Origin of the sequence: Enterococcus sp. DIV0358, from assembly GCF_051713465.1 — a bacterium.
Classification (GTDB): Bacteria; Bacillota; Bacilli; order Lactobacillales; family Enterococcaceae; genus Enterococcus; species Enterococcus faecalis.
This window is the reverse complement of the sequence record NZ_JBIOPX010000001.1, coordinates 2,705,706-2,717,751: the sequence shown is the minus strand read 5'-3', so window position 1 is coordinate 2,717,751 and position 12,046 is coordinate 2,705,706. Positions and strand designations below refer to the sequence as shown.

Here is a 12,046-nt window from a genome sequence, read left to right as displayed (position 1 = left end):
AACTATACGCTTAAAAGAGCAATAGAGGGTAAATTCATCCGTCGATGAATTTACCCTCTAATCTTAGTATGTTCAGTGTTAAGATTATCACTTGTTTGTAAGTGTAAGATAAACTGAGAAGAAAATTCGTTATTATTAGATGACAAGAGAGAATTAATTTTCTCTTGTCAAAATCGTTTGTGTAATTTCATACAATTGTTCTTTCGCCTTAGCCTTTGTTTCAGGAAGTTTGCTGATTTCTTTCAACGCTTTTTCCGTGTAATGAGTGGCTAATTGTTGGGCCTTTTCTACGCCACCTAGTTCATGGACAAGACGATAAATTTCCTGTGTTTCTTCATTGGTCAAGGCTTCTTTTTTCATTAAAAGTGGCAACAAGACTTCACAATTGGCTTCAAGTGCATAAATCAAGGGCAAAGAATACACGCCTTGACGTACGTCTTCTAAGACGGGTTTGCCGATAGCATCGGCAGTTTGTGTATAGTCCAAAATATCATCAATAATTTGAAAAGCCAGTCCGATATTTTCGCCGATTTCACCACAACGTTTGGCAAAGCGTTGGGAGGTGCCACTTTCATAGGCACCGACAAAACAACTTAGCGCAAACAGTTCCGCAGTTTTCCCGGAAATATTTTTTAAATATTGGTCAATCGTTACCTCGAAATTATAGCGATTGTCCATTTGACCAAGCTCACCAGTCAGGACTTTTTCCATACTGCGCGAATTTAATTGAATGCTTTTTAATGAAGAAGAATAATCAGATAAGAGCTTGAAACAGCAAACAAAAAGATAATCGCCTGTATACACGGCTGTGCTATTTCCAAAGCGCGAACGCAATGTTGGCAAGCCACGACGCGTATCGGCTTCGTCGACAATATCGTCGTGAACTAACGTGGCGGTATGCAGTAATTCAATGGAAGCCGCTAACGCTGTCGCCTTTTTAGGGTCCCGCTGTTCACCAAAATAAGAGAACAACAGTTGGTAGGCTGGACGTAGCAATTTGCCGCCAGAATGAATCATGTCATGGACAGCAGCTTGAATCTCTTGATTATCGATTTGAACCGCTTGTTCCATCAAGCGAAGAGTAGTTGTTAATTCTTTTGATAACGTAGGATAGGTATTCCACATAGGATGTATATTCATAAGATGACTCCTTTAATTGTGGCGGACAGGTTTTCAATTAGAAAAATTGACTCCACTTATGTTTCGTTGTTTGTTCATAATTCAGTTGGAATTTTCGTAACGTCTGGACATGTTGTAGTAAATAATTAGCGGCAATCCCAATGGCAATCCCCGAGAGTAACCCAAACAGAGATAAAAATGGTAAGTACAGCATCGGCGCCCACGAATGAGCAAAGAAAGAGGTCGTTAGCAACTGACCAACGTTGTGTAAGAAACCACCAACGGCACTAATCCCGATAATGCTGACCCGTTTTGGCCCCAGCTGCTTGACAAGCAACATGCCGAAATAACTTAATAAGGCACCACTGGCACTATAGAAAAAGGTCGAAAGTGTACCGCCCAGTAATGTCGTTAAAATCAAACGTAAACAGACCAGGAAAAAACTATCACGCTTACGCATGGTGAAAATCGCAATAATAGTAATTAAATTTGCTAGACCGAGCTTTGCCCCAGGAGCAAATGCGAAAGGGTAAGGAATCATATTTTCGATTAAACCAATAATGACCCCTTGGGCAACGAGCATAGCAATATAAATATTCTTGTGTAATTTGCTCATAGTTGTCGTGCTTAATAAATTAAGCTACCGTCTTCACTCCCATCAGAAGCTTCCACGGTGATAAACAAATTGTGGGGTAGACAGGCAATCGGGGTTTCACCAGGTTTGGAAATCCAGCCTCGTCGAACATCCACTAAGTCAGCACAGTTGGCTTCCTTCACGCGGATACGATCACCATCTACTTCAATCAGGTTGTAATCACCGTCTTTTGCTTCGTATTTATATGTATAATGCGGGCCGTCCTTTTTTAAGTCAAAGACTTTGATTACTTTGTTGTCTACTTTCAAGACTGCTTGATACGTAGCCGCTTCTTGACCACGGTTTTGCATGGCAAAAACAACAAGGGGCAGAAAAGAACCAAGAACTAAAATAGCAATAATAATAACGTCCCATGTTTTCAAGCGACTTTTCTTAATGAATTCTTTGATCGTCATTTTCTTCTCTCTCCTTTGGTGTTTTTTTCTTGTCTATCATAACACAGTGAACGGAAAAGAAGTATTCTTTTCCAGTTGAGCCACCATATTATATAAAAGAAAATATGTGGGACAAAAGTCATGCTTGACTGCTGTCCCACATACTAAATCCTATGATAGTCAGCTGGAGACATGTGTCTCAGCTTTTGCTCGTAGTTGTCAATCGATTATCGATTGCTTACTTACCGCCGTATCTAGCTTTCGGGGTACCATACCACGCTTTACCAAGTTTGCGTTGAATCCATGGAATTACCCAGCGGTCTAAACCGACAGCACGGCCTGAACCGTTCATCAAAGCAAAAGCGACAAAGATAAACCAGATATTTACCCAATAGAACATGCCAGATAAACAGAAGGCAATTGTTAAACCAATTGTAGCAGCACTTGATAACCAAGTGAATAAACCAGCAATCAATGCTAAAGCAATACATACTTCAACGATTGTCATGAATTTTTGCATGAACAAAGCAACTTCTTGGTTTGGCATCATAAATTTCATTACGCTTTCGAACCATTTAGGCATGTGATCAAACACTTGCATTGGTGTTTCGCCGTAAGCGTAGCTTAAACCAAAGTGCGCTGCTTGTGTTGCCGCATCGGCACCACCGCTTGCCGCACCACTTGCAGCAGTTGTTGCTGTTTCAGTTGCTTGAGAAGCACCTGTTGTTACTTGTTCTTGTAACCAAGGGAATGGGAAAACGACTTTATCTGTGAACCAAGAACCATCACCAAACCAAGTGCTTGGTTTCAAGTAATCGCCGTTGCCGACAATTTTCTTCATTGATTCGACTAACCAAACCATACCATAGAAGACACGTAGCGGAACACTCCACAAGACATTGCCGTAACGAGACGTATGTCCGCGAGCAACAGAACGATCATCTTTAATATGGAAGATTTCGTGCATAATGTATTGGAACATGTAGTAACCAGAACGAATATCAAAGAAGTATTTCAAGTTAACGATATGTTTCATAATGATGGCTAAGAAACCACTCAAATGAATTTTATCGAATAAGTTGGCAACGCCCCATTTCGCGCCGATGGAAACCATGAATCCTTGGTAGTTTCCTTTAAAGGCGTGTTTTTCGCCGCCTTTAATATCTGCAACGATGTTGGCAGCCGCAGTATGACCTGTTTGTTCAGCTGCTTGAACGATTTGAGGAGTTGGTGTGTTTGGTGTTTCTTCGTAATAAACCAAGTCACCAATGATATAAATGTTTTTGTCTTCGTAGCCTTTTGCTTGCATGTATTCATTCGCAACTAAACGACTACCACGTGCTGCTTCTAAACCAAAGTCAGCGGCATCAGAAGTTGCTTTCACACCAGCTGTCCAGATTAACGTATGCGTTGGTACTTCAGAACCATCTTTTAATTTAATGTGATCTGCTGCAACTTCAACGATTGGTGAGTTCAATAATAATTGAACATTTTTCTTTTCTAGATAACGTTCTGCTTTGGCAGCATCGTTACGAGATAACATGTTTAAGATGGTTGGCATTGCTTCAACAACCATTAATGTAATTTCGTCTGGATCAATTTTGGCATCTTTCGCTAAACGATCTTTCCAGTCGATTAATTCACCGACCATTTCGATCCCAGTAAAACCAGAACCACAGACAACGAATGTTAACATTGCTTTGCGTACTTCAGCATCTGGTTCGATGGCTGCTTTAGCAACGGTTGCTTCAATGTGATGACGAATTTTCACTGCATCATCAAATGACCATAAGGTGAAACCATTTTCTTTCACGCCTGGTGTTCCAAAGTCGTTTGGTTCGCCACCCATACCCAGAATTAACTGGTCAAATGGATAAGAACCTGCTAAAGTTTTCACAACTTTGTTTTCTTTGTCGATCCCAGTAACAGTATCTGTTACCAATTTTACGTTTTTCTTGCGTGAGAACAAACGTTGTAAGTCGTATTGAATTGCTTCTGGTTCAACACGTCCGCCTGCTACTTCATGCAATTCGGTCATCATAGTGTGGTAAGAATGGCGATCAATCAATGTGATTGTTACGTCCGTATCTTTTTTAAATTTCTTTGCTAGAAATTTAGTAGCTGAAACGCCAGCATACCCAGCACCTACAACGACAATATTTTGCTTTGTCATTGACAATCCGCTCCTTAATATTGTAAGTAGTAAAATAGTGATAATGATTAATAAGTACACAATCGACTAACATTATATAAGTATTTCACGAATTTGTCTAATATAAATTTTAATTGTCAACAAATTTACTCCAACGATGAGTTTTTGATGAAAAAAAGACCGAAATGTAAATATTTTTAGGGGATGGTCTTGACAACGTTTTTAAAACCATTATAATGTGTAATGTATCACAAACTTTTGATGTTTGTGAAAATCATGAAAGAAAAGGTGACTATCAATGAAAGTGAATAAATTTGTTAAAGGTTTTGCGGCAATTGCATTATTTAGTTTAGTATTAGCAGGCTGTGGCGCAGACAAGAAAGACAACACAACGAACTCTTCTAGCGCAGCATCTTCAGAAACGAAAAAATCAACTGAATCATCAGCACCAGCGAAAAAAGTTGCCGGTGGCGATTTAAAAGATGGTACGTATAAATTAGAAGAAAAAAATGAAAAAAATGGTTACCGTGCAGTCTTTGAAATGACTGTAAAAGACGGCAAAATCACTGAATCTAAATATGACAACATCAATGCTGACGGCAAATCTAAAACAGAAGACACTAAGTATGAAGAAAGCATGAAAGCAAAATCTGGTGTTGGACCAAAAGAATACATCAAACAATTAAACGATTCTTTTGTTAAAGCACAAAGCGCAAGCGGTGTGGAAGTAGTAACTGGCGCGACTCATTCATCTGAATCATTCCAAAACTACGCACAACAATTAATCCAAGCAGCACAAGCTGGTAACACAGACACAATCGAAATCGACAATGGGGCAACATTGAAAGATGGTACGTACTCATTGAAAGAAAAAAATGACTCAAACGGCTACCACACAACATTCTCAATGACTGTGAAAGATGGTAAAGTGACTGAATCTAACTACGATAATGTGAACGCTGACGGCAAATCTAAAAAAGATGACACTGAATACGAAAGCAAAATGAAAGACGTTACTGGCGTTGGACCAAAAGAATATATCGAAACATTAAACAAAGAATTTGTTAAAGCAATGGGCGAAGAAGACGGCTCACCTGCAGGTGTTGAAGTGGTAACTGGTGCAACACACAGCACACATTCATTCATCAACTACGCACAACAATTAGTGAACGCTGCTGAAAAAGGCGACACAACTGAAATCGTTGTTGACAACATCGTAACAAAATAATTAGAAATAAATGAATCGTGAAGTAGTTCCTGAAATGCTTTTCAGCAATTACTTAGCACCATTGAGGGGTTGGGAAAAAGTCGGTTGGCTGACTTTCCCGCCCCTTTTTCTTCGCTAGTTCTGTCCATCATTTCACAAATTTTTTTCACAGAAATTTGTGAATTTCCAAGAGAAAGACTTTTCATTTTTTCCAAAAAAGGCTACTATGCAAGAGAACTTATTTTTTAATTAAAGAAGGAAAGAAGAGGGAATCCTATGAAAAAGAAACTTCTGCTCATGGTGAGTGTTCTAGCAGTGCTGTTTGTGGCAGCTGCTTGTTCCTCAAAACCAGAAGCGAAAATTAATACAGAACCATACTCTGACCGTCAAACAATGCTTGGTACCTACGTTCAAATTCGCATCTACGATGATGGCAAAGAAGACGTCTTACCGAAAGCTTTTGCCCGTGTCAAAGAACTAGGCGATAAAATCACCGTCAACCAACCAGGTTCAGAAATTGATGAAATCAACCAAGAAGCAGGCGTGAAACCAGTCAAAGTCTCAGATGACCTGTATCCTTTGTTGAAAAAAGCCTATGAATATAGCAAAGACTCCCGCGGCGGCTTTGACATGGCAATTGGCCCAATCACCTCTATGTGGCACATTGGCTTCGATGATGCCCGCAAACCAAGCCAAGCCGAAATTGATCAAGCCTTGAAACTTGTCGATTACACGAAAGTCAAATTCAACGACAAAGAGCAAACCGTTTACCTTGAAGAAAAAGGCATGCAATTGGATTTAGGCGCAATTGCCAAAGGCTTCATTACCGATGAAGTCGTGAAAGTTCTGAAAGATAACGGCGTCACTACCGCTATTGTCGATTTAGGCGGGAATGTTTACGTCTTAGGACATAGCCCACGTGGCAAAGACATGGACTGGACAGTCGGGATTCAAGATCCGAATAAAGCTCGCAACACTGTTTTAGGTCAAGTCAAAGAAAGCAACAAAACCTTAGTCACATCAGGAATTTATGAACGCTACTTAAAAGTCGATGGCAAAACGTACCACCATCTCTTCGATCGTGAAACCGGCTATCCGTTTGATAACGACATCGCGGGTGTCACCATTATCACCGACAAATCCATCGATGGTGATGGTCTCTCAACAGCCGTCTTCTCAATGGGCGTCAAAAAAGGACTAGAATATGTCGAAAGTCTGAAAGGAACCGATGCCATTTTCGTCACAAAAGACGACAAAGTCTACATCAGCAAAGATATCGAAGGCAACTTTGAAATCGGCAAAGACTCTGGCTATACGATGGGGAATCGGGCCGATTTGAAATAAGGAGCGACTAAAAATGTCTTTAAATGTGTTTTTAAAAGTAGTGGAAATTCAGACGAAGCTTGCCAGTCTCTTTCCCTTTATCATCGGGGTCTTGTTTTCAATGACCTATTTCGGGGAAGTTCAGTGGGGCAACACGCTGGTTTTCTTCATTGGCATGGTGGTCTTTGATATGGCCACCACTGCCATTAATAATTACATGGACTTCAAAAAAGCTAAATCAGACGTCTATAAATATGAAGAAAATATTATCGGACAATCAGGCGTTTCACCACAACTAGTTCGCAACATGATTTTCGCCATGATTGCCTTCACTGCCGTTGTGGGTGCGTACTTAACGGTTCAAACCGGTTGGCTCTTCCTTGTGTTAGGCGGGATTTGCTGCTTCATCGGGATTTTCTACACTTATGGACCGATTCCGTTATCCCGCATGCCCTTGGGAGAAATTTTCAGTGGCTTCACGATGGGCTTAGGCATCTTCGTCTTAACCGTTTACTTGAACGTCGTCACCAAGCCGCCGTTTTACTTAACGGTTGATTTCGCCAGTGGCGCCTTTCGCTTAGACGGCAATCTCTGGGCGGTGCTTGCGATTGTCGTGGCTTCCTTGCCCTTGGTCTGTTCGATTGCTAACATCATGCTCGCCAATAATTTACGGGACTTAGATACGGATATTGAGAACCACCGTTATACGTTAGTCTATTACATCGGGCGCCCAGCAGGGATTGTCCTGTTTCAAGTATTAGCGTTAGCTGGTTATCTGGTGATTTTATTCGGCTTCATTAGTGGTATTTATCAATGGCCCGTGTTAATCACGTTTGCCACTCTGCCAGTCATTTGGAAAAATATTCAAACGTTTAAACAAGAATTGCCGCAGCCGAAAAGTTTCCGCCATTCCATTAAGAACTTAATGGTTTTCAATGGCACCTATGCCTTAGGGCTATTAATCAGTGCCCTGATTGGTTAAACTCTAAAAAAATGCGCAGAATGCGAAAAAAATCTTGTTTTTTTTCAAGAAGTTTCTTCAAAATAGTTAAGAAAAGCTCAAAATGTTAGTAGTCAATACTAACATTTTGAGCTTTTCTCGTTAAAAAGAACAAAAAATTAAACTTTGAAAGAGTGGTTTCAGAGAAAAACAGGTGGGAAACAACATTCCTGTTGGTCGATAATTAAATAACATGCCTGTAAACGCTGTTCTGTCACTATATTTCAAAAAATTCGCATGGGGTGCGTAAAAATCGTCAATTTCTCAAAGGGATTTCTTTGTTATTATAGAGGTATGAAAAAAGGTTGTTTGAGCATTCGATAAACACCAGCTCAAATCTGTTGTTGATTTAAAAGGAGGTTTTAAAATGAAAAAAAAGCGTTATTTAATTATTGCGTGCCTACTATTTTCCCCTAGTTTTTTTATAAATGTTGAAGCATCTGATGGTGGTTCTAGTTCGGTGGGGGTGGAATTCTATCGAAAAAATCCAGCGAAAGTCGCTCCCCAAAAGCCCTCGCCGAAAACAGATGCGCCAGCCGCTAGTCCGCAGGGGAAAGCAAAGGGACAAGCTGGCACTCCACAAGGAGGTCATTCAGGTGGTGGTTCGGCACAAGCCACCACGACTGGCTCGCAGCTCCCTAGCACAGGGAGCAAGAGTCAGGTAAATCTTAGCATTCTCGGCTTAGCCTTAATTGGCCTTGTGGGAATGGTACATAGAAAGAAGGGGCAGCATGAAACAGATCAAGTTTAGACACTTAGCAACATTGGGATTATGTTGCTCGTTATTAGCCAATTCATTCACAGGAATTACGGCTATTGCCGAAACTGTGACGATTGAAAGTAGTCCGACGGCCGAAACAGTGGCAAGTGAAGCCACAACAGAAACAGAGAAAAAAACAAAAGTAGAACAAACAGAACAAACAAAAGAAGCAAAAAATCAACAAGAGCATAAAGAAACGGAAGCTACATCGCAGGATACCTCAGAAGAAGACAATCAAAAAGAAGTCGCGCAACCAACCGAGGCTACAACGTCACCCTTAGAGGAAACCCTACCCAAAATCGAGTCAAGAGGGATTCCGTTAAAAACAGTTGTTTATCCGAAAGTTCAGTATGATTTTGTGGATGAAACTGGTGCACCTTTTACAACACCTTTATCATTTTTTACTGGAAACTATCAAGCACATAGAGGTGGTACAGGTGGGGAGATAGTTACATTACCTGCACCTTATAATAAACTATCGGCTCAGATAAATGGTACGGGGTCCTATATTTTAAGTATTAATAACAGTACGGGGGTTCCCTTGACTCCGCAAATGTTAGAAAAGTATGGCCCTGGTGGAACAACTCCTAATAATAAGTATTATGTAACATTTAGACTAGATAAATTAAGTATTGCCACATCCTTGAAGTTTGTGGACAGCATTAAGTATGAGTTTACAGGCAGTTACTGGAGTGCTTATCGGTACAAAGGATACCATCTAATAACAGGCATTTTTGACAATAGTATCGAGAAAGGGGAAGCAGTTCCACTCAATGAAACAAATAGTAAAGGAAATGTAGATATGACGTTCAAAAAAAATGCGTCGGGCTTTTTTGAAATCATACGACCAAATACCTTGGCAATATCAAGTGGTGACCATGTAGGTTCAGATTATGCGTTTATTTCGTTATATGGCTTTGATGGGACAAATACAATTAAATCAAAAATGATTTATAAAGTCACTCGGAAACAAGTCACTGAAAAATTTGTCGATGGAGCGGGGGTGGCCATTACACCACCCACAGGTTTCACTCAGAATAAGAAAACACCGATGACAAGTAACAATTTTACTTATACCAGTGCCAAAGCGTTACCAGACACTTACCAAGCTAACGGCAAAACCTACAAATTCAAAGGCTGGTACAAAGGGAAAACCAAACCAACAACTTTAAAAACTACGAAAACACCAAGTTATGCTGTCACGTATGATGGTAATGATGATTTAAATGTGGTGTATGAGGAAGCCAACTTCCCAGAAGTAACCTATCAATTTGGCTTCGTGAATGAAGCAGGAAAATTAGTAAATCCTGGCGATATTAATATCACCTACGATTACAAAAGTATTGCTTATAGAAGAGGAACTGGAGGAGCAGATGCTACTGTTTCTTTTGGTACCATTGCCACCAATCAAAGTGCCACAACAGTAGGCGACTTAAAAAATGTTACACTATCAGCAACATCTATAGCTCGTCCTTCTGAATCAGGATGGAATGGAGATGCATATTCTAATTTCTCAATCAAACTTCCAAGGTACTATCAATCATTAAACCTTTACGATAAAACAGGCAAGATTAATCCAAGCTATCCATTACCAGTATATACTAGGAATTATAGTAACATTGCTGACGAGGTTCTGACTGAAGCATCAGTAATTAATTGGCTAACAGTAACACAAAGATCCGATCAGAGTTATACGCCAAAAGAGACCTATTCAGTGGTGGATCCTAGTGTAAAATACCCAGAATTTTTACGTAGATCAATTAATAGTGTCGATATTGTTTCTGGAAGGTTAGTATATGTGTCTCTTAGTGGTCCAGTTTACTATCACTTAACTAATCGCAAGGTCACTGAGAATTTTGTTGATGCCACTGGTGCGAAAATCACGCCACCAACTGGTTTCACCCAAGGCAACCAGATTTCGATGACCAGCGACACCTTCAAGTACACGAGTGCAAAAGCTTTACCAGCTAGTTATTCAGCAGATGGCAAAACCTACGTCTTCCAAGGCTGGTACAAAGGCAAAACGAAACCGAATACGTTGACCACCAGCACTACGCCAACGTATAACACAACGTTTGATGACAATGACGATATGACAGCAGTCTACAAAGAAGCGAGCATCAGCGCTAACTTAACGATGCGTGGTGCAGTCGATGTCATTGACAATGGCGCAACCATGGAATATTGGGAAGTGCTCCTAAAAAATACTGGAGAAGCACCTTTAACTTCAATTAAGATTAAACCAACCGCTGACTGGGAGTCTGGAATTAGTACACCCACGGAACTGTTTATTTTAGGTACTGGTCAAAATACGAAAGTTCGACCAATTACGAAAGAACAGTGGGAAACAGGTTTTGAGATTCCTTTAGACAGTAGTCTTCCTGTTGGGGGACAACTAACGATTAATCTTATAGGAACCAAAGTTACAGGACAACCAAACCAAGTGCTCAAAGCCGCTGTGGAAGTGTCAGGGAACTTCAATAAACTGACTGCATCAGATACTGTTCGGATTAGAGATTTAGATCAAGAAATAAAGGAACCAACGGAACCAACGGGAGAAGGATTTATCAGTGTACCAACTTTCGATTTTGGTCAAGTTGGCGTTGCTAGCGCTACGAAGCAACATGGCTTGAAGAAAGCCGCTGATTACTATGGCAATGGCACCCGCAATCCCTATGTCCGAATTAACAAAACCCAACCGAATTGGAGTTTAACGGCACAACTGTCGCAACCAAAATCAGCGGCGGACAGCCTACCAACAGCGACCCGCTTATTGTTAGGTGCGGCTCCTGTGTCAAGTTTCTCTAATTACAATCAACCAACAGAGTTGAAAAACACGGTCGGCACTACGAGTGCAATTAACTTAACTGCAAATAACGCGGCCACCAGCATTATTGCCAATCAGCAATTCACTGGCAGTGATGTCTATCAACTGGACTTTGTGTTTGATACCATCAAACTAGAAGTACCAGCTAACCAAGGAATGTCTGGTCAACAATACCAAGCCGCAGTTACGTGGAATTTAGTAACTGGCCCGTAAAAATAAAAAATACTCGAGCTTCAGAAAAAGAGGAGGCTCGAGTATTTTTTATTGATAGTCTGATTATGGTCATTGTGCCATAATAGAAACGCAAAGAGAGCGGTTAAGAAGGGTAACAATAATTAGTCTTTTTGAAATGACTGTGCAGTCATTTCTTTTTACTTGCTTTTTAATAGTAAAGAAATTGTGAGAAAAGCTCAAAATGTTAGTGTTTGTGACTGACATTCTGAGCTTTTTGTGGCGAATATTAAGGAATTTCGCAGGAGATTAAGAGAAAAATGGTGATTTTTCCCTGGAACTCAGGCGTTTTTTCGAAAAAAAAGGCTCTTCCACCTTGGTATAACAGGAATCGTTGGAAAAATCGACTAACCGTATTAAAATTTGAAATTTCAAGGAACGACTTTTTTGATAGAATA

General features: G+C 40.3%; 9 protein-coding genes. 5 read left to right on the top strand and 4 right to left on the bottom strand.

The window, feature by feature from the left end; translation table 11 throughout:
* Positions 1-153: 153 nt before the first annotated feature.
* The 4 genes from IGK70_RS13080 to IGK70_RS13065 form a co-directional block, all read right to left on the bottom strand.
* Positions 154-1,140, bottom strand: a complete 987-nt coding sequence (locus IGK70_RS13080; RefSeq protein ID WP_104855533.1) for a polyprenyl synthetase family protein — start codon at positions 1,138-1,140, stop codon at positions 154-156.
* A gap of 37 nt (positions 1,141-1,177) precedes the next feature.
* Entirely contained in the window at positions 1,178-1,735 is a 558-nt protein-coding gene (locus IGK70_RS13075; RefSeq protein ID WP_002354743.1) for a Gx transporter family protein, read from the bottom strand.
* Positions 1,736-1,746: 11 nt separating this feature from the next.
* Positions 1,747-2,169: a NusG domain II-containing protein gene (locus IGK70_RS13070; protein WP_002354745.1), complete on the bottom strand. Its 423-nt coding sequence runs from the start codon at positions 2,167-2,169 to the stop codon at positions 1,747-1,749.
* A gap of 217 nt (positions 2,170-2,386) precedes the next feature.
* Entirely contained in the window at positions 2,387-4,321 is a 1,935-nt protein-coding gene (locus tag IGK70_RS13065) for an NAD(P)/FAD-dependent oxidoreductase (protein ID WP_104874157.1), read from the bottom strand.
* Between the two features lie 277 nt (positions 4,322-4,598).
* Here IGK70_RS13065 and pplA point away from each other — a divergent pair, with 277 nt between their 5' ends.
* The 5 genes from pplA to IGK70_RS13040 all read left to right on the top strand — a co-directional run bounded on the left by pplA (position 4,599) and on the right by IGK70_RS13040 (position 11,630).
* Positions 4,599-5,528, top strand: coding sequence for an extracellular electron transfer flavoprotein PplA (gene pplA / locus IGK70_RS13060; protein ID WP_002367507.1), 930 nt, complete (start codon positions 4,599-4,601; stop codon positions 5,526-5,528).
* A gap of 255 nt (positions 5,529-5,783) precedes the next feature.
* Positions 5,784-6,851 carry an FAD:protein FMN transferase gene (locus IGK70_RS13055; protein ID WP_002354751.1) on the top strand — a complete coding sequence of 356 codons (1,068 nt, stop codon included), beginning with the start codon at positions 5,784-5,786 and terminating at the stop codon, positions 6,849-6,851.
* A gap of 13 nt (positions 6,852-6,864) precedes the next feature.
* Positions 6,865-7,812, top strand: a complete 948-nt coding sequence (gene menA / locus IGK70_RS13050; RefSeq protein ID WP_002415402.1) for a 1,4-dihydroxy-2-naphthoate polyprenyltransferase — start codon at positions 6,865-6,867, stop codon at positions 7,810-7,812.
* Between the two features lie 385 nt (positions 7,813-8,197).
* Entirely contained in the window at positions 8,198-8,581 is a 384-nt protein-coding gene (locus IGK70_RS13045; RefSeq protein WP_010826817.1) for an LPXTG cell wall anchor domain-containing protein, read from the top strand.
* Positions 8,562-11,630, top strand: a complete 3,069-nt coding sequence (locus IGK70_RS13040; protein WP_104874158.1) for a WxL domain-containing protein — start codon at positions 8,562-8,564, stop codon at positions 11,628-11,630. The genes IGK70_RS13045 and IGK70_RS13040 overlap by 20 nt, the downstream gene beginning before the upstream one ends.
* The last annotated feature ends 416 nt before the right edge of the window (positions 11,631-12,046 follow it).